The sequence below is a fragment of the Brevibacterium sp. GP-SGM9 genome (assembly GCF_047300845.1).
Lineage (GTDB): Bacteria > Actinomycetota > Actinomycetes > Actinomycetales > Brevibacteriaceae > Brevibacterium.
In genome coordinates this window covers 1553216-1577388 of the sequence record NZ_CP178563.1, presented here as the reverse complement: position 1 = coordinate 1577388, position 24173 = coordinate 1553216, and the positions used below count along the sequence as shown (strand labels likewise).

Below are 24173 nucleotides of genomic sequence, written 5' to 3'. Positions count from 1 at the left end.
CCCATGGTCACGGGCCGAAAGCCCGATGGTCACAATGTGACGATTCGAACAGGGCCCTCAGCCCTCCGCATCGACCTCGGCCAGTGCCTGCGAGGCCACCGAGAACGCGGTGTTCGCACTCGGCACCGAGCAGTAGATGGCCGACTGCAGCAGCACCTCCTTGATCTCTTCGCGGCTCAGGCCGTTGCGCAGTGCTGCCTTGACGTGCATCGCGAGCTCGGCTTCGTGGCCGCCGGCGATCATCGCCGTGAGTGTGATGGCCGAGCGCATGCGCCGGTCGAGTCCGGGTCGTGTCCAGATCTCACCCCAGGCATAGCGGGTGATGAGGTCTTGGAAGTCGGCGGTGAAGTCGTCGATCTTCGCGTTCGCGCGGTCGACGTGGGCGCCGGAGAGGACCTCCCGGCGCACGCTCATGCCCGCTTCCCGCACCTCGTCCCGGCTGGCTTCGCGCGGTCCCGATGCGGTGGGCAGGTTCGCCGAGGAGGCCGCCGGGTCCCCGATCGCACCGGTCGTTCCGCCGTTCCCGGCCTTCCCGGCGAGGAAGTCACTGAGCAGTCCGGCGACCACGTCGGGTGCCTCGGCGGGCACCAGGTGGGCGGCGCCCTCGATGACCTCGAGCAGGGCGCCGGGCACGCCGTTGGCGATCTCGACGAGCTTCGTCGGCGGGGTGGGTTGGTCTTCGGAACCGGCGACGGCGAGCAGCGGCAGCGAGATCTCCGACAGGCGCTCACGGACATCGAAGCCGGCCAGGGCGTGGCAGAGTCCGGCGTAGGAGAAGCGGTCGGCGTCCTGGAGCGAATGGAGCAGCGCGGCCGAGGCTTCGGGTTCGCGGTCCATGAACCCTTCGCCGAACCATCGTTGGGCGGAGCCGATGATCTGCGTCGGCGTCCCCGAGGTCGCCACCGTCTCGGCTCGTTCGACCCAGGCGGAGGCCTCGCCGATCTTCGCGCCCGTGCAGAAGACGGCGACGCGGCCGAACCGCTCGGGATGGTCGAGGGCCAGCTGCAGGGCGATGGCCCCGCCGATGGAATCTCCGGCCAGATCGACCGGGGTGCCGGGGTCCACGGCGTCGGGCAGGACACGGTCGAGGGTGGCCAGCACCGCCTCGGCGAGGTCCGTCATCGACCACCGCGGGACCTCTGACGTCCCCGAGGGGACGTGGGGCGAGCGGCCGTGGCCCGGCAGGTCGACGCCGATGACCGTCGTCTCCGGGCTCAGTTCCGACAGCGCGCTGGCGGTCTGCTGCCACAGGGCCGCCGCGGAGGTGCCGAGCGAAGGGAGGACGATGAGGGCGCGGGCCTCGGCGGAGGGGATCGTCGGGGCGGCGAGTACGGAGGCGGTGAGGTCCACGAAAGTCTCTTTCTGAGTCTGCTGGGTCTGTCGATCAGTCGAAATAGGGCAGGTCGGGTTCCGGCTGGCCGGTCTCATCGATGGCGGCGAGGATGCTGCGGCGGATGTCCTCGGCGTCGCCGAGGCTCGACTCCGCGGTGAAGAAATCTTCGAGTCCCGGTTCGTCGCCGAGGGCCGATCGCAGCTCGGTGAGCGGATCGGCTCCCGGGGCGAGGATCGCGGTCCGCTGCTCCTTGGTCAGCCGGTCGCCGAAGACGATGTTGAGTTTCTCGCCGTAGATCCCGGGGCTGGCCGCCTCGAGGTTGGCGCGCATCGCTTCGGGGCTGACGCTCAGGCCCTCGATCATCTCGTCGAGGATGATGAGGGAGGAGATGGCCAGGGTCATCAGCTCGGACAGGGCCGGCCATTCCGCATGCCAGGCCCCGTCGGAGCGTTCCTCGACGGCTTCGGCCGCGGCCGTGGTCAGGGTCGACAGGGCGCCCGGGACGCGCATGCCGTTGCGATGGAGCAGCACCGCCGAGGTGGGGTTCGATTTGTGCGGCATCGCCGAGGATCCGCCGGTCGAGGCCAGTGCCAGCTCCCCGATCTCGGGGCGGACACCGATGAGGACGTCGCGGGCGATCGAGGCTCCGACGGTCACGCACTGGGCCAGGTGGGAGCCCCAGTTGAGGATGCGGACCCGGTCGGTGTGCCAGGGCACGGGGACGTGGGTGATGGCCGCATCGGGGCCGCGGAGCTGGACGTGGAACTCCCGCAGCAGGGAGTCCGTAGAGTCCCCGGCCATCTGGCGGATCGCCGCCCGAGTTCCGGCCGCCCCGCCGACCTGCACATAGTCGACGAAGGGGGCTTCGGTCTTGACCTCGTGGACTTCGGCGGCCCAGGTCGCCGCCTTGAGTCCGAAGGTCGTCGGCAGCGCCGGTTGGGTCAGGGTACGGGCCAGGCACAGCGTGCTCGCCTGGGCGTCAGAGAGTGAGACGAGGGTCTCGGCGATGACCTCGAGGCGGGCCTGCATCTGCCGGACGACTCGCCAGACGAGGAGTCCGAGAGCCGAATCCATCACGTCCTGGCTGGTCAGCCCCCGGTGCAGGGCGCGAGCGGCCTCGGGGCCGAGTCCGGTGCGGACGTGGGCGAGGAACGGAATGACCGGGTTGCCCCCTGCCTCAGCGTTCTCGCCCAGGGTCTCGAGCTCGCCGGGGTTGTCCTGCAGGGTGCGGATCGCGGCTTCGATGCCGGCGGTCGCCTCGGCGCGGATGTCCGAGGAGATCAGCCCGACGCGTGCCTGCGCCTCGACCCACGCGGATTCGACATTGCCGATCGCGGACACGAGGGCGACATCGTCGATGGCCTCGGCCCCGCGCAGATCGCCGGGGGCGAAGAGGAAGCGGGTGTGCGGGGCGTTCTCGGTCATGTGTGTCCTCACTGTCGGCGGCGGCTCAGTCCTCGTGTCCGGGGAAGCGGAGGAAGGGTGTTTCCTGCTCACCCTGCAACCGTATGTCGAAACGCAGTGATCCGTCAGCCTCTCGGCTGGCGATGAGGCGTCCGCGCTCCTCGGGCTCCAAGGATGACAGCAGCGGATCTGCAGCCAGCGCCTCGGTGTCCTCGGGCAGGTAGATCCTGGTGAAGAGCCTGTTGAGGAGGCCGCGGGCGAAGATCACGACGCTGATGAAGGGGGCCTTGCCCGCCTCGGTGGGTCCGGGATTGAGAGTGGAGAAGCTGAAGGCGCCCTCGGGGTCGACCGCGGCCCGGCCGAAGCCGGTGAAGGTGAAGCCGTTGCGGCGCAGGGAGCCTGTCGCTCGGGGCACCTCGCCGGTCTCGTCGGGCTGCCAGATCTCGAGGATCGCATCGGGTACCACGGCTCCGGCGCCGTCGTAGACGACTCCGTGCAGGCGCACGGCATTCGCCGATCCCGGTGGGACGAGTTCGCTGTCGTGCTCATAGGGCAGGGCGTAGCCGTAGAACGGGCCGACGGTCTGACCCGGTGTCGGGGTGAGATCGGGGGTGGTGGTCTGCTCAGTCATCGTCGTCCTCTTCCATCCAGGTGCGGTTCGCTCCGGTGAGCACGATGTCCCAGTTGTAGCCCATGAGGAATTCGTGTTCGGTGATGTCGTGGTTGTAGGTCGCGACCAGGCGGTCGCGAGCCTTCTGGTCGGTGATCGACTGGTAGATCGGGTCGAGTGCGAACAGGGGGTCGCTGGGGAAGTACATCTGGGTGATCATCCGCTGGGTGAACTCGGTGCCGAAGAGCGAGAAGTGGATGTGGGCCGGGCGCCAGGCGTTGTGGTGGTTCTTCCACGGATACGGACCCGGCTTGATCGTCGTGAACGAATACGAACCGTCATCGCCGGTCAGGGTCCGTCCCACTCCGGTGAAGTTCGGGTCGATCGGGGCCGGGTGCTGATCGCGTTTGTGGATGTAACGTCCGGCGGAGTTCGCCTGCCAGATCTCGACGAGTTGGTTGCGCACAGGTCGGCCGTTGCCGTCGAGGACGCGGCCGGTGACGCGGATGCGCTCGCCGATCGGTTCGCCGCCGGCCTGGATCGTCAGGTCCGATTCGAGGGTCCCGATGTCCCGGTGGCCGAAGGCGGGGGAGAAGAGTTCGATCGTCTCGGGGTCGGTGTGGCGGGGGTCCTTCGTCGGGTGACGCAGCAGGGAGGAGCGGTAGGGCGGGTAGTTCAGGCGCGGCTGCGTCTCTGCGGGAGTGCCGGCCGTGACGGCTGCCTTGTGCTCGGCTTCGATCTGCTTGATCTCGGCCGAGAGCGTGGCCTGGGATTCGGCGGCGTCGTCCGGTCCCTTCACAGGTTCGGTGATGACGGTCGAGGACGGGAACGTCTCGTCGACCGCATCGGGTTCGGTGAGCTGCTGTTCACTCATTGTCGTCCCTCTCTGACGGTGTGTACGTGTGTGCATTCTGTGGGGCGCTTCGCGGGCGGCTCAGCCACGGGGCCAGCCCGTATAGCATTCGGCGAGGTAGCGGCGACCGTGGTCGGAATCGAGGATGGATCCCAGCTCGCCGAGGCTGCGCTTCGTTTCGAAGGCATCCGCGCCAGGATCGGTGTGCAGCATCCGTGTCATCTGGTAAGAGAAGTTCTGGGCCTTCCACACGCGTTTCGTCGCGATCTGCGAGTACCCGGCCAGCGCCTCGGCGTCGGAGTCCCTGAAGGCTGCGATCAGGGCCGGGGCGAGCACGGAGACGTCGGCGAAGGCGAGGTTGAGGCCCTTCGCGCCGGTCGGGGGCACGGTGTGGGCGCTGTCGCCGGCGAGGAACAGGGAACCGTGCTGCATCGGTTCGGTCACGGCCGAGCGGAAGGGCAGGACCGTCTTGTCGATGATCGGTCCGGTCTTGAGCTGGAATCCGTCGGGACCATCCACCCTGGATTGGAGCTCGGACCAGATGCGGTCATCGGACCAGTCGGCCACCTCGGTGTCGGGGGAAGTCTGGAAGTACATGCGCTGGACATTCGCGCTGCGCTGGGAGATGAGCGCGAAACCGCGTTCGGAGCGGGAGTAGATGAGGACTTCGTGGCTGGGTGGGGCTTCGCAGAGGATCCCGAACCAGGCGAAGGGGTATTCATGGAAGAAGCGCTGCCGGGTGTCGTCGGGGATCATCGAGCGGCAGGGGCCGCGGGAGCCGTCGGCGCCGACGACGTAGCGGGCGCTGATCTGGAGATCCTCGCCGCCCTCGGTGGTCGCGCTGACCCAGGGGCGCTCGGATTCGACATCGCCGAGGCGGGTGTCGGTGACCGAGTAGAAGGTGGGCCGGCCGGTGTGGGCCCTGGCCGCGGCGAGGTCGACGAAGATCTCGTTCTGCGGGTAGAGCCAGACGGAGTCGCCGACGAGTTCGGGGAAGTCGAAGGAGTGGCTGATGCCGTTGACGCGGATGTCGATGCCGTCGTGGCGGTGGCCTTCGGTGTGGACGCGTGACTCGATGCCTGCGGATTCGAGCATGCGCACGGAGCCGGCCTCGAGGATGCCGGCGCGGTGGGTGTGCGCGATCTCGTCGTGGCTGCGGTTGTCGATGACGACGGAATCGATGCCCGCGATGTGGAGCAGATGGGCGAGCATGAGCCCGGCCGGGCCTGCCCCCACGATCGCCACGTCTGTCTGAAATTCCGGCACCGTTGCCTCCTTGCCTTGTCTGTCTTCACAGTGTGCGCCTGGTCACTGACACGAGGCGAGGCAGTTTTCATTGAATGGGATCAGCGCTTCGGGTAGAGGGGATCAGGTTCGGACGGCGCCGGGTCTGCGGGTTGACGCTCCGCGCCGGATATATAACATTTTGGGAACAAAAGACGTCCGTGGTGAATAAAAGTGTTATCAAAGTAATTCACCGGTCATTATTGAGTCATCACTTCCGCCTCTCACGCACCCGCGTCCGCATCAAGGAGTCCATCGTGGCGAAACCATCCACCCGCTCTCGCAAGTTCAAGGCCATCCTCGCCGGTGGCATCGTCCTCGGTGTCGGAGCTGCAGTCACGCTCGCGGCATGGACCGATCAGGAATGGGCCGAAGGTGTCTTCGGCGCCGGCGACTTCAACGTCGAAGGCAGCACGACGGGAGCTGAAGACAGTTTCAGCGACCACACGAGTTCCGACGGCGCAGCCTCTCTGAGCTTTGAACTTCCGGCCAGTGACAACCTGTCACCCGGCGACGCGGTGGCCGCGCCATTCGTCCTGCGTTTGGACGAGGCGACCACCTATGACGCGACCGTCGATCTCACCAGCGCGGCTGGAACGGGAAACAACGCTTCCAACCTGACCTACGGGATCGTTCAGGTTGCCAATGCAGGCGCCTGCGAGGTCGGTGCGACCGGCACACAGATCGTGCCTTCCGGCACCGCGCTCACTGCGACGACGGGCAAGCAGGGCTTCAACCTCGCGGCCGGAGCCGACGGCGCTGCAGGCGCACCAGTCACACTGTGCTTCACCGTCACCGCGGGTGATGACCTCGCCGAGGGCGACGCCGCGACTGCCCAGTGGCAGTTCACAGCGACCTCGGCCGAGTAGTCCGGCGGGAGTTCCATGCGCAATCTCCTCGCGTCGCTGCGCGACATCCTCTCGTCGAGGCGGGTCGACAGGTCGGCCCGCCCGGCGAGTAGACGCCGGATCCGAGAGAACCGGAAACGCCTGCGCAACCGCCGGATCAAGGCGATCTTGGCCGGCGGATTGGTGTTCGGGGTGGGTGCGACCGCCACCGTCGCCGCGTGGACCGACACGGAGACGGCGAACGGGTCGTTCGCGGCGGGGCGATTCAACATCGAGCTCTCGGTCGACGGGACGGCGTGGACGAGCAACCCTTCGATGGTCTTCAACGCCGGGAATATGTATCCCGGGTCGAAGGTCTATGCGAAGGTGTTCGTGAAGACGACGTCGAACACGACGATGAAGGGCGACGTCAAGGTGTCCGGTGGCGGCATCGGCAGTCCTGGGACCGGTATCGGAAACAGCCTCGCATACCGCGCAGTCACTCAGGCGACAACGGTCGGCGGTATGAACGGTTTCACATGCGGTGAGGCTTCATTCACGGGCTCACCCCAGTACGTTCTCGGCGGGGCGTCGCGGATCCCACTCAAAACCGGAGTCGAATCGGGTTCGACGCAGTCCCTGAGCTCCGCCGCGGCATCGGTTCAGGCGTACTGCTTCGAGGTCGCCCTCCCCGACACCACACCCAACGACGCGCAGGGCTCAACGGCCGACCATACGTGGACGTGGAAAGCCACGTCTGTTCAGGGCGGATGATGAATCCACGACAGGGCACCGCGAAACGGGGCCGAGTCGGCGCCTGGCTCGGCGCCGCTCTGCTCAACGTCCTCGCCGTCCTCGGGGTGGTCTGCATCGTTCTGGTCATTCTCAGCTTCATCTTCAACATCTCGATCATGATGTTCAAGACCGGTTCAATGGGTCCGACGATCCCGGCAGGATCGATCGCCTTCGTCCGCGAGATCCCGGCGACCGAGATGGAGGTCGGTGACGTCGTCACGGTCGATCGCGGTGAGGATACGTTGCCGGTCACACACCGAGTGATCGTCATCGACAATCCGGACGAGTCCTCAGGTCCGGTGACCTTCGAGATGCAGGGCGACGCCAATGATGTGAAGGATCCCGAGCCTTACACTGCGGAGTCCGTGCGGAAGGTGATGTTCTCGATTCCGGGTGTCGCACCGATCATCCAGTCCTGGCGCAATCCCTTCCTGCTCGGCGGCATCACCATCGCAGCCAGCCTGCTCGTCGTCTGGGCCTTTTGGCCGCGCCGAACAGATGAGGAAGAGTCGCCTGAGGGCCCAACTGATGACCGGCGCTCCGAAGTGGAAGCCCTTCGCACACCCGCCCGTTCCCCGAAGTACGCGGTAGCGACGCCGATCATCGCGGCGATGTTCCTTGGCGGAGAACTCTTCGCCCCAAGCGGTGTGATCGCCGCCGAATCACAGCAAGCGACGTCCAATGAGGTCCACGGCCAATATCTGAGAATGGAGACCTTCGGCGACGAAGCGCAGATGCGCAATCTCAGTCCGGGCGCCTCGGCGAACTGGTCGGTCGACGTGTGGACCGATGCGCCGGACGAAGGCACGGTGAAACTCGAAATCGGAGCCGGGCAGTTGTCGGAGCCGATAGCCTCGGCGCTGCTGGTCGATGTGCGCACCTGTCCGCGGACGGCTGCCTCGCAGGAGTGCCCGAGCGGGACACGTCCTCTGCTCGCCGACATTCCGATCGCCGATCTCGGGCAGGCCCCGAACGGCAATCGTTCGTTGTTGGAGATGACCAGTGACGAGGAGCAGAGGATTCAGGTGACGGTCACTCTTGCCTCGAATGCTGACGGGGGAGATGTTGCCGGGCTGACAAGCGGCGTGCGTCTCACCGCGATCGGTCACGGCGAAGAGATCTCAGCCGGTCCTGGTGATCCGGGGCCGGATCAACCCGGTGGGGGCGGCGACCTCCCGCGGACCGGTGTCGAGGGCTGGCTGTGGTTCCTGCTCGCGGCGTTCGTGCTCATCGCGATCGGCTCGGCAGTTGTTACGCGAACGAAGCGCGGGAAGGTGTCGTCATGACAGCTATCCGTCGCTCCAAGCCATGGTGGATAAGAAGCCGAGCCGTTCTCGCCTCAGTCGCTTTCCTGGCCCTCGTCCTCGGGCCTGCGGCAGTCAACGGAACACTCGCCGGCTGGACCGATTCCGAGACTAGCCGGGGGACGTTTCAAGCAGGAACAGTGCCCGCACCGTTATTGACGAAGACCTGCGTGTTCCAACCTGGGGTGCTCGGCGTCGGTGCTCGCGTTCGGATCTTCTGGAAACCGCCTGCAGGCTATCAACTCGGCGACATCGTCGTGACTGCATCGACCAGTGGGCTCGGATCTGTTCTGGCACCTATCACCGGGTTCAGCCTTGCTTCGAACACCACGTCGAATGGCGACGGTTCATACACGACAGCCGTCCCCACCAACCTCCTCGGCGGATTGCTGGGACTCGGATCGGAACTGGAGATTGCTTTCCAAGTCAAACACGCAAGCGGGTGGCTATCGGTGCCAGCCTCCGTTGCGAGCAACGCCGGGCTGCTTGCCGGACTCGGTGGAAATTGCCGCAACCTCACGTGAGCCGTTACGGCGGGCTCCGGTGAGAGCGACTGTTCGCGGATACGGGCGATTGGGATCATAGACAATGAGGAGAGCTCGGGGCGCCTTCTAGACCGTGCAGCCCGAGCTCTCCACCAGCGTCGTCTGCTACCTCACTTCGCCGGAGCCGGGTTGATCACGCGTCCCCAGGTGGACTTGTTGCCCCAGATGTTCTGGCGCAGTCCCTCGAGCTGGAGGATCTGCGAGTGGTCGACGAACAGGTTGCATTCGTTGCCGTAGTTCTTGATGTACCACTCGAAGACTGGCCCGTCCGCGGCTTCGAACATGACGTTCTCGAGGCCCAGGCCGTTGATGATCGACGCCGCCGCAGCGGTGTTCCACTCATCGACGTTCTCCGTGATGCCTTCGGACTCGATCATGATGATCGAGGCTCCGGCATCCAGGGCCCGCTGTCCGCGATCGACGAGGTCACCGATGTCCTTGGCGGACTCGGCAGCCAGCTCGGCCTCACCGGAATCGCCGCCGGAGCCGATCTGGATGCCCAGTTCCGGCTTGGCCTTGAGCCCGGTCTTGACGACCTTCTCCACCAGACGCTCCAGGCCCGAGGTCGGCAGCATGATGAAGCCGGTCGAGATCTCGATGACGTCGAAGCCGACCTCCTTGGCCTCCTTGAGGTACTGGTCGACCGCGTCATCGCCGTAGCGCAGCACGGTCTCGATCCAGCCACCGGAGGAGACGTACGAGCCGTTGTCATGGGCGATGTCGCTCATCGCCTTGACCTGCTCGGCGGGGACGAGGGAGAAGGATCCGCCCGCCCACTTGATGCCGTCGACCCACTGACCGGCGACGTCGAAGACGTCCTGGAGGTGGCGGGTGCCGAAGGTCGAGTAGTACGGGGCGCGGATCTCGGTCATCCCGATCGTGCGGGGCTTGGCCGGGCGCCAGGCGCGGGGGACGAAATTCATGGACACATCGAAATCGATGGCGTTCGACATTGTGTTTCCCTTCTTCAGGTGCCGACACTGTGTCGGCGGGGTGCCGGGGTCTCCGGCAGGGGAGGCTTGGTCAGCTGCGCGCGAGGGGAACTTGCGCGAGGACGGCGGTGAGCTCTTTGATTCGGTGATTCTCGAGGTCGTGGACGAGGTCGGCGATCTCGTCACGCAGCCCCGCCTCGGCGAATGGGGAGGTCAGCGCGTCGAACTTCTTCCTTGCGCCCGCCCAGTCGAGCGGGTGGGTGGTGAAGCCCTCGTAGTCGTCGGTGCTCGCCCGGAACTGCTTGCCGTCGCCGAGAGTGACGACGAGGTCGGCGCACATGTGCTCGGGGAACCGGTCGCTGAACTCCTTGGAGGGAGTGATCGTGACCTTGCGCATGAGGTCCTGCACATCATCGTCGATGATGCGCTCGGGCTCGTACTGCGCCGGGTTGAGCTCCCCGTCGAGGAGGACGACGGCGACCATCCACGGCAGTGAGTGGTCGGCTTCCTCCTTGGTCCGGATGGAGCGCTTGTCACCCTCTTCGCCGCCGCCGATGATCGAGTAGGCGACGTCGAAGGTCGTCAGTTCCACACTGGCGATGGCGTCGGCGCGGAATCCCTCCTGACTGCGGATGTCTTGGGCGGCATCGAGTGCGGACTGGGAGTGGATCTCGGCGTTGTGCTTCTTGATGATCGTGCCGGTGACCTTCTCCAGATCCTCGGCTGACCAATCGAGATCGAAGTCCCCGGCCAGGGCCTTGAAGCCCTTGTTGCCCTCGAAGACCTGGGCGGGGCCGGTGATGCCGTGCGCGGCGAGCAGGGCGTCGAAGACTCCCTCCTTCGACACGTGCGGGTAGGCCAGGCCCTTCCAATGGCTCAAGCTCCCGGTGCGCGTCACCCGCAGGGCGACGTTCGCGGTCCCGGCCATGGCGGCCGCATGAGCGATCTGCTCGGCGTTGAGTCCCAGTGCCTTCGCCGAGGCGGCGCCCGCAGCGAACGCACCCTGCGTCGTGTGGTCGAAGCCCAGGTCACGAACCGGGGCAACGTCCGAGAGGCGGGCGTGGATCTGGTAGGCGACGGCGAAGGCCGTGAGGAAGTCCTTCCCCGACGCGTCTGCGTGCTCGGCCGCGGCGAGGACTGCGCCCATATTGTCCGAGGGGTGGTTGGTCTCGCCCTTGGCGAGGTAGGCATCCATGAAGTCGAGATACCTGCTCAGGGCCGAGTTGTAGAAGGCAGCGTGGTCCGGGCTGGCGTGTCCGCCGCCGATCAGCGTGGCTCCCTGGCCGGCATCGAGATCTTCGATGAGTGCCCTGATCTCCTTGAGCGGTTCGGCATCGAGGGCGCCGATGGCGACGCCGATCGTGTCGAGAACGCGGATCTTCAGCTGTTCGAGTGCCTGTTCGCTGAGCATGTCCAGCGAGGCCTTGTCGACGAATTCGGCAAGTGCCTGAACGTCGGTGAGTGTCTGGGTGTCAGATGTCTGAATGTCTTTCATCGTGCCTCTCCTAGTTAGGTTAGGTATCCCTAATTATGCCGATTAAAGTATCTTGACGTCAAGATACTTTTCGTGAGACCTGAGTCACATGAGGCTATGTGGAGTGGTCGATGCCTCCTTGACGGTCATGAAATTGTTGAGCAATATGGATGGCTGTTGCCATCGCTCGGTACCCCTCAACTACAGAGAGCAGATTCATGATTTTCACCGGACTTCTCGTCGGACTGGTCCTCGGATTCGTGTTCCAGAGAGGGCGTTTCTGTGTCACGGGAGCCTTCCGCGATCTCACGCTGACCGGGAACACGCGCTGGTTCTCCGCGCTCATCGTGCTCATCGCTGTGCATTCGATCGGTCTGTTCCTGTTCAACAGCTTCGGCGTCATCACTCTTGAGGCCTCGCCCTTCCCATGGCTCGCCTCGATCGTCGGCGGCCTGATCTTCGGATTCGCGATGGTGCTCGCCGGCGGATGCGCGACCGGCACCTACTACCGTGCCGGTGAGGGGCTAGTCGGCAGCTGGTTCGCCCTCATCTTCTACGCCCTGTTCTCGGCAGTGATGAAGCTCGGCCCTGCCGCCGGATTCACCGAGGGGATTCGCGGAATCACCCTCGAGAGCGGAAGCGTGCAGGCGAGCACGGGGCTGAGTCCGTGGGTCTTCGTCGTCATCATCTCGGCCGTGGCGATCTGGGTGACCGTCCACCACCAGCGTAAGCTCAAGGCTCCGCTGGCGACCCTGCCGCCGCGGAAGAAGGGACTGTGGCCCACCTGCTCACCGAGAGGTGGTGGAACCCCTTCGCCACTGCGGTCGTCATCGGCATCATCGCCACGATCGCCTGGCCTCTCTCGGCGGCCACGGGACGCAACTCCGGGCTGGGAATCACGACACCCTCGGCGAATCTCACCGGGTACCTCGCCACCGGGGACACCGAGCTCATCGACTGGGGCGTCATGCTCGTCATCGGCATCCTCGTCGGCTCCTTCATCGCGGCAAAGGCCTCCGGCGAGTTCCGAATCCGTGTGCGCGATCAGGCCACCATCATCAAGTCGATCCTCGGCGGCATCGGCATGGGAGTGGGCGCGGCCATCGCCGGCGGCTGCACCGTCGGCAACGCCATGGTCTCGACCGCTCAGTTCGAGTATCAGGGCTGGGTGGCGACGCTGTTCATGATCGTCGGCGCCGGTGTTGCCGCGAAGGCCACCATCAAACCCAAGCAGTCGGCGGCCGCGGTGCCGACGACAGAAAGCAGGTCAGCGTGAAGCAGGTACTCGAAACCGACGGACTCGTCTGCCCGTTCCCCCTCGTTGAGGCGAAGGACGCGATCAGCGGCCTCGAGATCGGCGATGAACTCGTCATCAACTTCGACTGCACCCAGGCCACCGAGGCGATCCCGCAGTGGGCGGCCGAGAACGGCTATCCCGTCACGCACTTCGACCGGGTCACCGACGCGAGCTGGACGATCACCGTCCAGAAGGCCTGAGTCTCACACCCGCACCACATTCTCCGCCCCATCGGCCACGGTCAGCCGCATCGCGGTGTTCTGCTCGATGAGACTCCACCCTCTGTGCTCGAGGCCCGAGGACGAGACGATCGTCGCGCCGTCGTCGAAGCGCTGCCAGCTCATCCGGTAGTAGTGATCATGATGGTCGGGCGGCAGGTCTCCGTCGAGATAGGGAATCGGCGTGCCCGCCGTCGCGTGGACGACGATCATCTCCTCGGGCGAGAGGACGAGCAGGTTGATCCCCGGGTGGTCGAAGTCGGTGCGCAGCATCCGCACCGTCGCCACAGTCGCATCGAAGAGATTCTCGCCCTCGTCCATCCTGCGCAGAATCAGCGCGAAGATGATCGCGCTGTCCGTCGTCCCGCCGATACGCTCGACCTCGGCGGTCGTCACATACTCACGCAGCCGCTCGACGGGGTGGACCGAGCCGTTGTGGGCCAGCGCGATGTCCGAGGCGAGAAACGGGTGAGTGTTCTCTTCGAGATCGGCCATCCCTGTCGTCACAATCCGCAGGTGAGCGGTCCGCCCGGTGCTGGCATCGGCGTCGAGAGCCTCGGTCAACCGCGGATTATCGGCACCTTCATGGGGCGTGCGGAACCGCTGGACCACCTCGGTGCCGGTGGGGTCGTCATCGATCCACGCCGTGCCCCATCCATCCGCATGGAGCCGCCCCAGATTCTGCCACTGCCGGCCCTCATCGGCACCGATGAGGTCCGCCGCGCTCGGCGATGTGGGGGAGGTGTAGCCGAGCAGTCGGCACATGTTTCCCCTTCCCTTCTCAATCCCGGAGTACGTCCGGTCGGACTTACTGAGGTCGAACGCACCACCCCTGTTAGAGCCGACTTCCGCTGACTAGACTCGCACCATGAAGATCACGGTACTCGAGGGAGACATCACCGAGGCGGTCGTGGACGCGATCGTCAATGCCGCGAATTCGAGTCTGCTCGGCGGAGGCGGCGTCGACGGGGCGATCCACCGCGCGGCAGGGCCCACACTGCTCGAGGCGTGCCGCGAGGTCCGGCGCACGAGCCATCCGCGCGGTCTTCCCGCAGGTCAGGCGGCGGCAACTTCGGCCGGTGACCTTGAGGCGAGGTGGGTCATCCATACCGTCGGACCGAACCGTTACCAGGGTGAGGCGGATCCCGAGGTGCTCGAATCCTGCTTCGAGTCGAGCCTCAACTTGGCCGAGGAGCTCGGCGCCACCTCGGTGGCCTTCCCTGCCATCGGCGGGGGAGTCTATGGGTGGTCGGCGAGGGATGTCGCCGAGGCGGCCCATGCGGTCATCGTCGACGGCCGGGAGCGTGGGCGCTGGGAGACCATCGCCGAGGTGGTCTTCGTCCTCTTCAGCGACTCGATGACGAGTGTGTTCTGCCAGGTTTTCGACCACGATCAGTGGTGAGAGGAAGAATAGTGAAGGTCCATGAGGTCATTGCCGACATCCATGTTTCCGACCTCGAGGGAGCCAGGGACTTCTACGAAGGCTTCCTCGGACTCGGAACCGAAGAGTTCAACCTCGGTTGGGTCGCCCGCTTCACCTCACCGGAGACCGGTGCCCACGTCCAACTCGTCACTGAGGATGCGGCGGCCCCGGAGAGCCCTGTCGTCTCGATCAAGGTCGACGATGTCGATGCCGCCTTCGCCGAGGCGGTCGGGCGCGGGCTCGACATCGTCCATCCGCTCACCACGGAACCGTGGGGCGTCCGACGATTCTTCGTCCGTGACCCCGATGGCAACGTCATCAATATCGCTGCACATCGGGAGCCGGTGGACTGACGTCACACCGCGGTGTAGCCGCCGTCGATGAGGTAGTAGGCGCCGGTGACGAAGGATGCGTCACCCGAGAGCAGGAAGCTCACGACCTTGGCGACCTCCTCGGCGGTGCCGAGGCGACCCAGCGGGTGCTTGGCCTTGAGACCCTCAAGGGTATCGGCGTCGAGGCTCGATTCGAGCAGCGGAGTCGTGATGTAGCCAGGGCCGACGGCGTTGATGCGCAGCCCCTGAGCGCCGTATTCGGCGGCGGCGTTCTTCGTGATGCCGACGACGCCGTGCTTGGCTGCGGTGTAGGCGCCGTTGTTGATCGCGGCGACCGAACCGTGGACGGAGGCCATGTTGACGATCGCCGACTCCGACGCTCCGGCTTCCAGCATGGCGGGGATCTGATAGCGCATGCCGTAGAGGACGCCGTTGAGATTGACGTCGATGACCTTGTCCCACGAGTCGAGGTCGGTCTCTCCGACCGGCAGCTGCTTGCCGCCGATGCCGGCATTGTTGATCGCGTAGTTGAGTGAGCCGTAGGTGTCGACCGCGAATTTCACGACCTTCTCCGAGTCGTCCTTGCTGCTCGTGTCCTGCTTGGTCGCCGAGGCGGTTCCGCCGTTTCCGACGATCTCGCCGACGACCCGCTCGGCGGCGTCGAGGTTGATGTCCGTGACGACGACCTTCGCGCCCTTGGCTGCGAGATCCTTGCTGATGGCCTCGCCGAGTCCCGAGCCGCCGCCGGTGACGAGTGCGACCTTGCCGGTGAAATCTGACATTGAGATGACCTGCTTCCTGTCCGAGTTCGGGTCGGACTCTCCGGCCCTCATCAGGCACAACGCCATCATTGCTCGGTCCATTCCGGCCGAATCGGTTCCCTCGCTCACAGCCCGGTGCGGCCGGGGCCTTGCGCATCGTGATGCGTGATGCTTGAATCATTGCAGTTGCAATCTGCAACTACTGAGGCTCGAGGGGGAGCGATGGCACCAGTCACATGGGGATTCACGGCATCACTCGACGGGTTCATCACCGGCCCGAACCACGACATGTCCTGGATGTCCGGCCTCGGATCGTTGGCCGAGGGAACCGTCGAGGACCTGGCCTCCCAGGTCGGCGTCATCATCTCCGGCCGGCGTGGCTACGACGCCGCCAAGGCCCAGGCTGCCGACCGTGACGAACTCACCTCCGAAGCCTACGGGGGAGCGTGGTCGGGCACCGAGTTCATCCTCACCCACCGTCCCGAGGAATTGGCCGATGACACCTCCGTGACCGCCCTCAACTGCTCCATCGCCGAGGCGGTCGACCGTGCCCGGTCCATCGCCGGAGACCGGGACATCCAGATCATCAGTGCCGACATCGCCCGGCAGGCCCTCGAGGTCGACCTCATCGACGAGCTGCAGATCTTCGTCGTACCGGTCTTCCTCGGCGACGGGACACGGATCTTCGACGTCCCCGGCGGCAGACGCGTCGACTGGGAACTTACGGAAGTCGACGAGGCGAACACCGGCGCCTGGTTCCGTCGGTTCAGACCGACAACACGCTAGGACTCAGCTCTCGCGAGCGCTCAGCTCCCACAGGATGCGCAGGGACTCGTCATCGAAGTCCTCATCGGACTGATCGTCGGGTTCACCGTCGTGGACTTCGGCATGGAGCTGCTCCATCCGACGATCGAGCTGGCTGGCCACCTCGGCGGTCTGCGTGAGCTCCTCGAGGAGCCGGTCGGGAACTTCGCCGGCGAACTTGTAGTTGATCTTGTGCTCGAGGCTCGCCCAGAAATCCATCGCGATGGTGCGGATCTGAACCTCGCAGATCACCGGCGTCCGACCCTGGCTGAGGAAGATCGGCACCTCGAGGATCGCATGCAGGCTCTTGTAGCCGTTCGGCTTGGGATGGGCGATGTAGTCCTTGATCTCCACGACTCGCACATCGTCCTGCGAGGTGAGTGTCTCAAGCACGTGATAGGTGTCGGCGATGAAGCTGCAGGTGATGCGGATTCCGGCGATGTCGGTGATGGACTGCCGGATGACATCGATGTTGAGGGGCAGTCCTCGCCGATTGACCTTCTCGAGCAGGCTCCGCGGCGACTTCACCCGTGAGGTGATGTGTTCGATCGGATTGTAGCTGTGCGTGTGCAGGGACTCTTCGCGCAGGATCGAGGTCTTTGTCAGCAGCTCATCGATGACGAAGCGATGCTCCATGAGCAGACGTGAGAAGTCATTCCGCAGGGACCGGACGCTCGCCATCTGCTTCGGCGACAGGGGGAGGCCCTGAGGCTGCGGTTCGTCGGTCATGGTTCTCCAGGAGAGTGAGGCTGAGGGGTGCTCGGTCATTCTATCGACGGCCGCACCGCGCCACCCCCTACCTCATGTCAGGACCGCGGGGTACCGTTTGATCATGTGCAGGAACATCAGAACCCTTCATAATTTCGAACCCCAGGCCACCTCGGACGAAGTCAATGCCGCGGCATTGCAGTACGTGCGCAAGATCGCCGGCACGACGAAGCCGTCCCAGGCCAACCAGGAAGCCTTCGACACCGCCGTCGACGAGATCGCGCATGTTACTCAGCATCTGCTCGATGCGCTGGTGACGAACGCCCCGCCGAAGAACCGCGAGGTCGAAGCCGAGAAGCGACGAGCCAGATACGTGGCCCGCGCATGACGGTCATCGGACTCATCCTCGCCGGCCTCGCTGCGGCCCTCCACGTATTCATCTTCTTCATGGAATCGATCGCGTGGACGAGCCCACGGTCGCGCGCCACCTTCGGGACCACCGCAGAGGAAGCCGAGGCCACGAAGTCGCTAGCCTTCAACCAGGGCTTCTACAACCTGTTCCTCGCCCTCGCGGCATTCATCGGCATCATCGTCTTTGCGACGAGCTCGACCGCGGTCGGCCTCACCCTCGTGCTCACCGGCACCGGATCGATGCTCGCCGCCGCCCTCGTCCTGCTGCTCTCGAGCCCCGAGCTGCGCGCCTCGGCGATCAAGCAGGGAACTCTGCCTCTCCTCGCCGTCGCCGCACTCCTCGTCGGGTTGGCTCTCTGACACCAGGGCGGATCGTCGGCACTCTCAGACCACGGTGCGTCCCTGCGCCTCGAGATCGCGGGTGATCCCCGCCGAGGCGGTTCGCAGAGCCTGCATGATCGCCGGCACCCCGACGTGGTGCTCGGAGTCGACGACGACCCCGAGGCCGGCGATCGTCAGCCCCGAACCGTCGAAGACGGGGACGGCGATGCCGGTCGTGCCGTCATCGATATGGCCGACGAGCTCCGCGAAATGATAGGTCCGAATCGTCGCGAGCATCCTGCGCAGCTCGGTCAGATCCGTCGTCGTCCGCTCCGTGATCGCCGCCAACGGACCCCGCAGATAGGCCTCCCGCACATGCTTCGGCGCATGGGCGAGCAGCACCAGCCCGCAGGAGGACGCGTGCGCCGGCAGTCGCCCGGCGGTCTTCGAGCGGTGGATGACCGCACTCGGCTTCGACATCCGCTCGATGATGAGGACTTCGCGTTCCCGCAGGATCCCCAGTTGCGTGTTCTCCCCGACGAAGTCGTGGACGGCCGTCATGTGCGGCCTGGCCACCGATGCGAGATCGACCGCGTCCGAAGCTCGGTTCGATAACTCCCACATTCCCACGCCGATGCGAATCCGACCGCTCGGGTCGCGCTGAAGCAGATCGTGGCGCGTCATATCGGAGATCAGCCGGTAGGCCGTGGACTTCGGCAGCTGTGCCCGGTCGGCGATCTCCTCGGTGCTCAGGCTCGGATGCTCGGGATCGAACGAGCCGAGCACACGCACCAGCCGATCGATCATCGAATCGCCCGATTGAGAGTTCGCCATGGCCGCAATCGTAGCCGCCGACACTGAGATTTCTCAATCAATGGATCACCGATGGCACACCGTGTTCCCGATCACTATTGTTTCGAGAAGGCGTGGCCACCACGTGCAAGATCAGTGCCGGAAACGGTCGACCTCAAAGAAGCGGGAGCCAATGACAGCGATCTCCGTCCGTCGGGCGGTCCACGAACTCATGGCCTTCCACGGCATGACGACGATGTTCGGCAACCCCGGCTCCAACGAACTCCCGTTCCTCAAGGATCTGCCCGCCCGCTACATCCTCGGCCTGGGCGAATCCACCGTCGTCGCCATGGCCGACGGCTATTCGCAGATCACCGACCGGCCGACCTTGATCAACCTCCACGCCGCCTCTGGGACAGGCAACGGTCTCGGCGCGCTGACGAACTCGACGATCTCGCGCTCGAAGCTCGTCATCACCGCGGGCCAGCAGATCCGCGACATGGTCGGACCCGAGGTCATGCTCGCCAACGTCGAAGCCACGGCCCTGGCCAAACCGCTCGTCCACCAATCGCTCGAACCGCTGTCCGCCGCCGACGTCCCTCGTGCCTTCTCCCAATCGGTCTTCGCCGCCGAGCACGGGCCCGTCTACCTCTCCGTGCCCTACGACGACTGGGACGTCGAGGTGCCCGCGAGCCTGATCGACCAACTCTCCCGAACTGTGCGGCCGGCGCAGAGAGTCGACCCCGAGATCGTCGCCGAACTCACCGAGAAGCTGCGCACCGCGCAATCACCCGTCCTCGTGCTCGGCCCCGACGTCGACGACGAACGCGCATGGGTGGCCTCGATCGCCCTCGCCGAGGCGTACGACCTCCCGGTCTGGGCGGCACCGTCCCTGCCCCGCCTACCGTTTCCCAACCAGCACCCGAACTTCCGCGGCGTCCTGCCCGCCGGCATCGCCCCGATCGGCGAGATCCTCGGTGCCCACGACCTCGCCCTCGTCATCGGCGCACCGGTCTTCCGCTACCACCAGTGGCAGCCCGGCGAATATCTGCCGCCGAGCACCGAACTCATCCAGATCGGTGAGGACACCGCCGCCGCGGCCCGTGCTCCCTTCGGCGATGCGCTCATCGCCGACCCCGTCGAGACGATCATCGCCCTGGCCGCTGGCCTGAACCCCGCCCCACGCGAGGCCCACACGCAGATCGAACCCCCGACCGCCTCGGCGACGGAGGGCTTCCTCCACCCGGAGGAGGTCTTCGCGAGCCTGCGGGAGACCATGCCCGCCGACACACGCTTCGTCGTCGAATCGACCTCGACGAACGCCGCCTTCTGGTCGCAGATGGACCTCCGCCACCCCGGCTCCTACTTCTTCCCGGCCTCGGGCGGCCTCGGCTGGGGACTGCCCGCCTCGCTGGGCGTGGCCCTGGCCGACCCGGACCGTCCGGTCCTCGCCATCATCGGCGACGGCTCCGCCCACTACTCGATCTCTGCGCTGCGCACCGCAGTGGAGGAGAACATCGGCGTGGTCATCGTGCTGCTGCGCAACGGCACCTACGGTGCCCTCGACTGGTTCGCCGGAATGCTCGGCGTGGACAAGGCACCCGGACTCGACCTCGGCGAGGTCGACTTCGTCTCGATCGCCCGCGGCTACGGAATGTCCGCCGAGCATGCGGACTCGCGAGAGGAACTGGAGCGACTGCTCGCCGAGGCGGCCGAGCGTGCCCGCGACCGCGGAGAGCCGATGCTCATCGAGATCAGCACCGAGAAGACCCGACCCGAGAAGAAGTAGGAATCATCATGAGTGAGCACAGTTTCCTCGGCACCGATTGGCACGAGTTGATCTTCACCGGCGACTGGACCGCCGGCGAAGGCGAATCCTATGAGGTGATCGAACCCGCCACAGGGAACGTCCTCGGCAGGCTCGGAGCCGCGAGCGCCGACGACGTCAACGCCGCCGCCACCCGAGCCGCCGCAGCCCAGAAAGCCTGGGTGAAGCAGACCCCGGCCGAGCGTGCCGCGGTGCTGCGCCGGGCCGGAGCCCTGTGGGCCGAACACGCCGAGGAGATCTCGGACTGGATCGTCCGCGAATCCGGTGCCATCCCCGCCAAGGCCGGCCTCGAAGTCAGCAGCGCCGAAGCGATCTGCTTTGAATCCTCCGCCCTGCCCAGCCACCCCAAGGGGCAGGTGCTGACCTCGAACGAACCCCGCTGGTCCTTCTCCCGCCGCGTGCCCGCCGGCGTGGTCTCCGTCATCGCCCCGTTCAACTTCCCGCTCATCCTCTCCATCCGCTCGGTCGCCCCCGCGCTGGCCCTGGGCAACGCGGTCCTGCTCAAACCCGACCCACGCACCGCGGTCTGCGGCGGAGTGGCGCTGGCGAAGATCTTCGCCGAGGCGGGACTGCCCGAAGGACTCCTCCAGGTCCTGCCCGGCGGCCGGGACGCCGGCGAAGCCGTCGTCGCCGCTCCCGAAGTCTCGGTCATCTCCTTCACCGGATCGACCGCAGCGGGCCGCAAGGTCGGAGAGGCCGCCGGACGGCTGCTCAAACGCTGCCACCTCGAACTCGGTGGAAACAACGCACTCGTCGTCCTGCCCGGGGCCGAGGTCGGTCCGGCCACCTCGGCGGGGGCCTTCGGATCCTGGATGCATCAGGGTCAGATCTGCATGACCACCGGCCGTCACCTCGTCCACGAATCGATCTACGAGGAGTATGTCGACCAGTTGGCCGAGCGTGCCCGGAACCTGCCGGTCGGGAACCCCGCCGCCGAGGAGGTCGCGTTGGGTCCGATCATCGATGAGACCCAGCGCACCCGCGTCCGTGACATCATCGACAAGGCAGCCGCCGACGGGGCACGCGTCGTCGCCGGGGGAGTGGGCGAGGGAGCATTCGTACCGCCCACCGTGCTCGCCGATCTCAGCCCCTCGAACCCTGCCTGGACTCAGGAGATCTTCGGACCTGTCGCCCCGGTGAGCCGATTCTCGAGCCTCGAAGAAGCCGCGGAACTCGTCAACGCCAGCGAATACGGGCTGTCCCTGGGCATCCTCGGCGATGTCGGCATGGCCCTCGAACTCGCCGACCTCATCGACACCGGCAAGGTCCACATCAACGAACAGACCGTCTCCGATGAGGCGAACGTGCCCTTCGGGGGCATGAAGGACTCGGGCAACGGCTCTCGCTTCGGCGGGGCCGAGGCGAACATCGAGGCCTTCACCGAGACCCAATGGATCACGATGCGCTCGACGATCGCACCGTACCCCTTCTGAGGAGACACCCATGTCCGCTTCCACCGCCGCACGCGCGGCCACCACCCGCTGGCCTGCCGTACTCTGCTGGCTCGCCGTCGCCCTCGAAGGCTTCGACCTCGTCGTCCTCGGGGCGGTGATCCCCGAACTCATCGCCACCGGCGCCATCGGATTCACCCCTGAAGCCGCCACGCTCGTGGCGACGATGAGCCTCGTCGGCGTCGGCCTCGGCGCGGCCGCCGTCGGACCGGTCGTCGACCGCTTCGGGCGGCGCTGGTCGATCATCATCTGCGTGCTCGTCTTCAGCATCTTCACCCTGCTTGTGGCCTTCGCCCCGAACGTCGCACTGTTCACGATCTTCCGCTTCATCGCCGGCCTCGCCCTCGGCGCTGTCATGCCCAGCTGCCTGGCCTACATCAGCGAGTACAACAAGTCCGGCAAGACCGGCAAGGCGACGACGCTGACGATGACCGGCTACCACGCAGGTGCCGTGGCGATCTCCCTGCTCGCGGTCTTCTACTCCCACAACTGGCACCTGCTCTTCGCCGCCGGAGGCATCGTCGGCCTGCTCATGGTCCCCCTGCTGTGGTGGAAGCTCCCCGAATCCCAGGCCTTCCTCGACGCGCAGGCCGCGAAGGCCGCCGGGCAGGCCGAGATCGGTGCTCCGGCGAAGGCCGAGGCCGGGGCCGTGGATGCGGTAACGAACACCGAAGTCGCCGAGAAGACCGGGTTGGCCGGCCTCTTCGTCGGTCGTTTCGCACTCGTGACCATCGGCGTCTGGGCGGCGAGCTTCATGGGCCTGCTGCTGGTCTACGGACTCAACACCTGGCTGCCGAAGATCATGGCCGATGCCGGGTACGAGGTCTCCGACTCCCTCGTCATGCTCTTCGTCCTCAACGTCGGGGCCGTGGTCGGGCTCATCCTCGCCGGTTGGCTGGCGGACAAGCACGGGACGAAACCGATCGTGCTCATGTGGTTCATCCTCGCCGCCGTGTTCCTCGCCGCGCTCTCGATTCCGATGACCAGCCAGGTGCTGCTCAACATCGCCGTGTTCATCACCGGAGTCTTCGTGTTCTCCGCCCAGGTCCTCGTCTATGCCTTCGTCTCCGCGATCTACCCCGCCCAGGTCCGCGGTTCGGCACTCGGCATGGCCTCTGCCGTCGGCCGCCTCGGCGCGATCCTCGGCCCCTTCATCACCGGCACCCTGGTCACCGCTGGCATCGCCTACCCGTGGGGCTTCTACCTCTTCGCAGTCGTCGCCGTGCTCGGCTTCGCAGCGATGGCGATCGTGCCGAAGGCGGTCAGCGCCGCCGGACGGTGAACTCCGCTCGCTAGGGTGGGATCATGACTCGCTGGATCGACGCCGCCTTCGTGCGCGGCGGGACAAGCAAAGGCCTCTTCTTCCGTGCCGACGCGCTGCCGCCGCTCGGCGACGATGGGGACACGTCCGCGTGGGACTCCGTCTTCACCTCGGCGATGGGGTCACCGGACTCCTTCGCTCGGCAACTCGACGGGATGGGCGGCGGCATCTCCTCCCTGTCGAAGGTGATGGTGGTGTCCGCCTCGGCGCGGGAGGGCGTGGACCTCGACTACACCTTCGGGCAGGTCGCCGTCGCCGAGGCGGTCGTCGACTACTCGGGCAACTGCGGAAATCTGTCCTCGGGTGTCGTTCCCTTCGCGTTGGAGGCGGGATTGCTCTCGGCCTCCGACGGCTGGCACGTGTTCCGGCTGTTCAATACGAACACAGGCAAGCTCGTCGACGTGGGGCTGACCGTCATCGACGGGCGCGCGGCCGTCGAGGGGGACTTCGAACTGCCCGGAGTCAGCGGGCGAGGTGCACCGATCGAACTCATCTACCCCGACCCTGCCGGCAGCCGAACCGGTGCGCTGCTGCCGACGGGAGCGGCGCGCGATGACTTCGACGTGGACGGACAGAGATTCGAAGCGACACTCGTCGATGCGACCCTGCCGCTGGTCATCGTGCCGTCGACATTGGTCTCGCTCAAGGGCACGGAATCTCCGGAGGCCATCGACGCGAATGCCCATTCGCTGCGCCACATCGAGGAGCTGCGGTGCAAGGCCGCCGTGCGCATGGGGCTGTGCGAGACCCCGGAGACGGCGCCGCAGGTTGTGCCCAAGGTCGCGGTCGTCAGCCAACCGCGGCCGAGCGCGCTGCTCGACGGCACCGAGCTTCCAGCCGGCGACGTCCACCTGCTCGTCCGCGTCATCTCGATGGGGCAGGCGCACAGGGCGGTGCCGGGAACCGCGGCGATGTGCCTGGCCGCGACGGCGCTCATACCGAGCGACGATTCGTACGTGCGGGCCATCATCACACGGAACAACCCGGACTGGACCGGCCCCGAGGTGCGCCTGGGGACTCCCTCGGGCGTGGTCACGGCCTCGGCCGTCTGGGACTCGTCGCAGAAGACAGCGACGGCGACCTCCCTGTTCCGCACCGCGCGGGTGCTCATGCAGGGAAAGGTCGCCGTCGAGGCCCGGTAGCCG

At 66.0% G+C, this 24173-nt stretch carries 26 protein-coding genes and 2 pseudogenes; 16 read left to right on the top strand and 12 right to left on the bottom strand.

Annotation, left to right across the window (positions count from 1 at the left end; translation table 11 throughout):
• Positions 1–57: 57 nt before the first annotated feature.
• From pcaC to ACH82I_RS07235, 6 genes and pseudogenes are all read right to left on the bottom strand, one after another.
• A complete protein-coding gene (gene pcaC / locus ACH82I_RS07260; RefSeq protein ID WP_413336742.1) occupies positions 58–471 on the bottom strand; it encodes a 4-carboxymuconolactone decarboxylase in 414 nt (137 codons plus the stop codon).
• Between the two features lie 99 nt (positions 472–570).
• Positions 571–1428, bottom strand: a pseudogene (locus ACH82I_RS07255) (alpha/beta fold hydrolase); the annotation flags it as partial.
• Positions 1385–2758 carry a lyase family protein gene (locus ACH82I_RS07250; RefSeq protein ID WP_413336482.1) on the bottom strand — a complete coding sequence of 458 codons (1374 nt, stop codon included), beginning with the start codon at positions 2756–2758 and terminating at the stop codon, positions 1385–1387. The pseudogene ACH82I_RS07255 and the gene ACH82I_RS07250, both read right to left, overlap by 44 nt.
• Before the next feature lie 25 nt (positions 2759–2783).
• On the bottom strand, positions 2784–3368 hold the full coding sequence (pcaG, locus tag ACH82I_RS07245) for a protocatechuate 3,4-dioxygenase subunit alpha (protein WP_413336481.1): 585 nt from the start codon (positions 3366–3368) through the stop codon (positions 2784–2786).
• Positions 3361–4221, bottom strand: a complete 861-nt coding sequence (gene pcaH / locus ACH82I_RS07240; protein WP_413336480.1) for a protocatechuate 3,4-dioxygenase subunit beta — start codon at positions 4219–4221, stop codon at positions 3361–3363. Before pcaH ends, pcaG begins: the two co-directional genes overlap by 8 nt.
• A gap of 60 nt (positions 4222–4281) precedes the next feature.
• A complete protein-coding gene (locus tag ACH82I_RS07235) occupies positions 4282–5466 on the bottom strand; it encodes a 4-hydroxybenzoate 3-monooxygenase (protein ID WP_413336479.1) in 1185 nt (394 codons plus the stop codon).
• A 179-nt stretch (positions 5467–5645) separates the two neighbouring features.
• On the opposite strand from ACH82I_RS07235, the gene ACH82I_RS07230 reads away from it, so the two are divergent.
• From ACH82I_RS07230 to ACH82I_RS07215, 4 genes are all read left to right on the top strand, one after another.
• Positions 5646–6353: a SipW-dependent-type signal peptide-containing protein gene (locus ACH82I_RS07230; RefSeq protein WP_413336478.1), complete on the top strand. Its 708-nt coding sequence runs from the start codon at positions 5646–5648 to the stop codon at positions 6351–6353.
• 15 nt (positions 6354–6368) lie between these two features.
• On the top strand, positions 6369–7085 hold the full coding sequence (locus tag ACH82I_RS07225) for a SipW-dependent-type signal peptide-containing protein (protein WP_230747891.1): 717 nt from the start codon (positions 6369–6371) through the stop codon (positions 7083–7085).
• Positions 7085–8392, top strand: a complete 1308-nt coding sequence (locus ACH82I_RS07220) for a signal peptidase I (protein WP_413336477.1) — start codon at positions 7085–7087, stop codon at positions 8390–8392. The genes ACH82I_RS07225 and ACH82I_RS07220 overlap by 1 nt, the downstream gene beginning before the upstream one ends.
• Before the next feature lie 173 nt (positions 8393–8565).
• Entirely contained in the window at positions 8566–8934 is a 369-nt protein-coding gene (locus tag ACH82I_RS07215) for a hypothetical protein (RefSeq protein ID WP_413336476.1), read from the top strand.
• A gap of 131 nt (positions 8935–9065) precedes the next feature.
• On the opposite strand, the gene ACH82I_RS07210 is transcribed toward ACH82I_RS07215, so the two are convergent.
• Together ACH82I_RS07210 and ACH82I_RS07205 are read right to left on the bottom strand one after the other, a co-directional pair.
• The gene (locus tag ACH82I_RS07210) at positions 9066–9908 is read right to left on the bottom strand and encodes a phosphosulfolactate synthase (protein ID WP_230747885.1); all 843 of its coding nucleotides are present in this window, start codon (positions 9906–9908) and stop codon (positions 9066–9068) included.
• Between the two features lie 70 nt (positions 9909–9978).
• Entirely contained in the window at positions 9979–11382 is a 1404-nt protein-coding gene (locus ACH82I_RS07205) for an MmgE/PrpD family protein (RefSeq protein ID WP_230747883.1), read from the bottom strand.
• A 149-nt stretch (positions 11383–11531) separates the two neighbouring features.
• Between ACH82I_RS07205 and ACH82I_RS07200 the strand changes: the two are divergent.
• From ACH82I_RS07200 to ACH82I_RS07190, 3 genes and pseudogenes are all read left to right on the top strand, one after another.
• A pseudogene (locus ACH82I_RS07200) lies at positions 11532–12080 on the top strand (YeeE/YedE family protein); the annotation flags it as partial.
• A gap of 56 nt (positions 12081–12136) precedes the next feature.
• Positions 12137–12637, top strand: coding sequence for a YeeE/YedE family protein (locus ACH82I_RS07195; protein WP_413336475.1), 501 nt, complete (start codon positions 12137–12139; stop codon positions 12635–12637).
• The gene (locus ACH82I_RS07190; RefSeq protein ID WP_413336474.1) at positions 12634–12858 is read left to right on the top strand and encodes a sulfurtransferase TusA family protein; all 225 of its coding nucleotides are present in this window, start codon (positions 12634–12636) and stop codon (positions 12856–12858) included. The genes ACH82I_RS07195 and ACH82I_RS07190 overlap by 4 nt, the downstream gene beginning before the upstream one ends.
• A gap of 3 nt (positions 12859–12861) precedes the next feature.
• Here the strand turns inward: ACH82I_RS07190 and ACH82I_RS07185 are convergent, their stop codons facing one another.
• The gene (locus ACH82I_RS07185; RefSeq protein WP_413336473.1) at positions 12862–13641 is read right to left on the bottom strand and encodes a class II glutamine amidotransferase; all 780 of its coding nucleotides are present in this window, start codon (positions 13639–13641) and stop codon (positions 12862–12864) included.
• Between the two features lie 103 nt (positions 13642–13744).
• Between ACH82I_RS07185 and ACH82I_RS07180 the strand changes: the two genes are divergently transcribed.
• Both ACH82I_RS07180 and ACH82I_RS07175 read left to right on the top strand, forming a co-directional pair.
• Complete coding sequence (locus ACH82I_RS07180; protein WP_230747875.1) at positions 13745–14278, top strand: O-acetyl-ADP-ribose deacetylase; 534 nt, start codon at positions 13745–13747, stop codon at positions 14276–14278.
• An 11-nt stretch (positions 14279–14289) separates the two neighbouring features.
• Positions 14290–14652, top strand: a complete 363-nt coding sequence (locus ACH82I_RS07175) for a VOC family protein (RefSeq protein ID WP_230747872.1) — start codon at positions 14290–14292, stop codon at positions 14650–14652.
• A 2-nt stretch (positions 14653–14654) separates the two neighbouring features.
• Here the strand turns inward: ACH82I_RS07175 and ACH82I_RS07170 are convergent, their stop codons facing one another.
• Positions 14655–15413, bottom strand: a complete 759-nt coding sequence (locus ACH82I_RS07170) for an SDR family NAD(P)-dependent oxidoreductase (RefSeq protein WP_413336472.1) — start codon at positions 15411–15413, stop codon at positions 14655–14657.
• A gap of 201 nt (positions 15414–15614) precedes the next feature.
• On the opposite strand from ACH82I_RS07170, the gene ACH82I_RS07165 reads away from it, so the two are divergent.
• Positions 15615–16178, top strand: a complete 564-nt coding sequence (locus ACH82I_RS07165) for a dihydrofolate reductase family protein (RefSeq protein WP_413336471.1) — start codon at positions 15615–15617, stop codon at positions 16176–16178.
• Positions 16179–16181: 3 nt separating this feature from the next.
• Here the strand turns inward: ACH82I_RS07165 and ACH82I_RS07160 are convergent, their stop codons facing one another.
• On the bottom strand, positions 16182–16925 hold the full coding sequence (locus ACH82I_RS07160; protein WP_413336470.1) for a GTP pyrophosphokinase family protein: 744 nt from the start codon (positions 16923–16925) through the stop codon (positions 16182–16184).
• A gap of 103 nt (positions 16926–17028) precedes the next feature.
• On the opposite strand from ACH82I_RS07160, the gene ACH82I_RS07155 reads away from it, so the two are divergent.
• Both ACH82I_RS07155 and ACH82I_RS07150 read left to right on the top strand, forming a co-directional pair.
• Complete coding sequence (locus tag ACH82I_RS07155; RefSeq protein WP_413336469.1) at positions 17029–17292, top strand: DUF2277 domain-containing protein; 264 nt, start codon at positions 17029–17031, stop codon at positions 17290–17292.
• Positions 17289–17675, top strand: a complete 387-nt coding sequence (locus ACH82I_RS07150; RefSeq protein WP_413336468.1) for a DUF1304 domain-containing protein — start codon at positions 17289–17291, stop codon at positions 17673–17675. Before ACH82I_RS07155 ends, ACH82I_RS07150 begins: the two co-directional genes overlap by 4 nt.
• 24 nt (positions 17676–17699) lie before the next feature.
• On the opposite strand, the gene ACH82I_RS07145 is transcribed toward ACH82I_RS07150, so the two are convergent.
• Complete coding sequence (locus ACH82I_RS07145) at positions 17700–18470, bottom strand: IclR family transcriptional regulator (RefSeq protein WP_413336467.1); 771 nt, start codon at positions 18468–18470, stop codon at positions 17700–17702.
• A gap of 151 nt (positions 18471–18621) precedes the next feature.
• Between ACH82I_RS07145 and mdlC the strand changes: the two genes are divergently transcribed.
• The 4 genes from mdlC to ACH82I_RS07125 are packed head-to-tail and all read left to right on the top strand — an operon-like array spanning position 18622 to position 24170.
• Positions 18622–20217 (top strand): benzoylformate decarboxylase, encoded by a 1596-nt coding sequence (mdlC, locus tag ACH82I_RS07140; RefSeq protein ID WP_413336466.1) that lies wholly within the window; start codon positions 18622–18624, stop codon positions 20215–20217.
• A gap of 8 nt (positions 20218–20225) precedes the next feature.
• Positions 20226–21689 carry a benzaldehyde dehydrogenase gene (locus ACH82I_RS07135; RefSeq protein WP_230747861.1) on the top strand — a complete coding sequence of 488 codons (1464 nt, stop codon included), beginning with the start codon at positions 20226–20228 and terminating at the stop codon, positions 21687–21689.
• A 10-nt stretch (positions 21690–21699) separates the two neighbouring features.
• Positions 21700–22989: an MFS transporter gene (locus ACH82I_RS07130; RefSeq protein ID WP_413336465.1), complete on the top strand. Its 1290-nt coding sequence runs from the start codon at positions 21700–21702 to the stop codon at positions 22987–22989.
• 23 nt (positions 22990–23012) lie between these two features.
• Positions 23013–24170, top strand: coding sequence for a PrpF domain-containing protein (locus tag ACH82I_RS07125; protein ID WP_413336464.1), 1158 nt, complete (start codon positions 23013–23015; stop codon positions 24168–24170).
• Positions 24171–24173: the final 3 nt, after the last annotated feature.

Coding starts and splice junctions, on each gene's coding strand:
- ACH82I_RS07130 (WP_413336465.1), top strand. CDS start 21,700: ATGTCCGCTTCCACCGCCGCACGCGCGGCCACCACCCGCTGGCCTGCC.
- ACH82I_RS07125 (WP_413336464.1), top strand. CDS start 23,013: ATGACTCGCTGGATCGACGCCGCCTTCGTGCGCGGCGGGACAAGCAAA.
- ACH82I_RS07150 (WP_413336468.1), top strand. CDS start 17,289: ATGACGGTCATCGGACTCATCCTCGCCGGCCTCGCTGCGGCCCTCCAC.
- pcaH (WP_413336480.1), bottom strand. CDS start 4,221: ATGAGTGAACAGCAGCTCACCGAACCCGATGCGGTCGACGAGACGTTC.
- ACH82I_RS07165 (WP_413336471.1), top strand. CDS start 15,615: ATGGCACCAGTCACATGGGGATTCACGGCATCACTCGACGGGTTCATC.
- pcaG (WP_413336481.1), bottom strand. CDS start 3,368: ATGACTGAGCAGACCACCACCCCCGATCTCACCCCGACACCGGGTCAG.
- ACH82I_RS07225 (WP_230747891.1), top strand. CDS start 6,369: ATGCGCAATCTCCTCGCGTCGCTGCGCGACATCCTCTCGTCGAGGCGG.
- ACH82I_RS07160 (WP_413336470.1), bottom strand. CDS start 16,925: ATGACCGACGAACCGCAGCCTCAGGGCCTCCCCCTGTCGCCGAAGCAG.
- ACH82I_RS07145 (WP_413336467.1), bottom strand. CDS start 18,470: ATGGCGAACTCTCAATCGGGCGATTCGATGATCGATCGGCTGGTGCGT.
- ACH82I_RS07250 (WP_413336482.1), bottom strand. CDS start 2,758: ATGACCGAGAACGCCCCGCACACCCGCTTCCTCTTCGCCCCCGGCGAT.
- ACH82I_RS07155 (WP_413336469.1), top strand. CDS start 17,029: ATGTGCAGGAACATCAGAACCCTTCATAATTTCGAACCCCAGGCCACC.
- ACH82I_RS07170 (WP_413336472.1), bottom strand. CDS start 15,413: ATGTCAGATTTCACCGGCAAGGTCGCACTCGTCACCGGCGGCGGCTCG.
- mdlC (WP_413336466.1), top strand. CDS start 18,622: ATGACAGCGATCTCCGTCCGTCGGGCGGTCCACGAACTCATGGCCTTC.
- ACH82I_RS07135 (WP_230747861.1), top strand. CDS start 20,226: ATGAGTGAGCACAGTTTCCTCGGCACCGATTGGCACGAGTTGATCTTC.
- ACH82I_RS07210 (WP_230747885.1), bottom strand. CDS start 9,908: ATGTCGAACGCCATCGATTTCGATGTGTCCATGAATTTCGTCCCCCGC.
- ACH82I_RS07205 (WP_230747883.1), bottom strand. CDS start 11,382: ATGAAAGACATTCAGACATCTGACACCCAGACACTCACCGACGTTCAG.
- ACH82I_RS07180 (WP_230747875.1), top strand. CDS start 13,745: ATGAAGATCACGGTACTCGAGGGAGACATCACCGAGGCGGTCGTGGAC.
- ACH82I_RS07185 (WP_413336473.1), bottom strand. CDS start 13,641: ATGTGCCGACTGCTCGGCTACACCTCCCCCACATCGCCGAGCGCGGCG.
- ACH82I_RS07220 (WP_413336477.1), top strand. CDS start 7,085: ATGAATCCACGACAGGGCACCGCGAAACGGGGCCGAGTCGGCGCCTGG.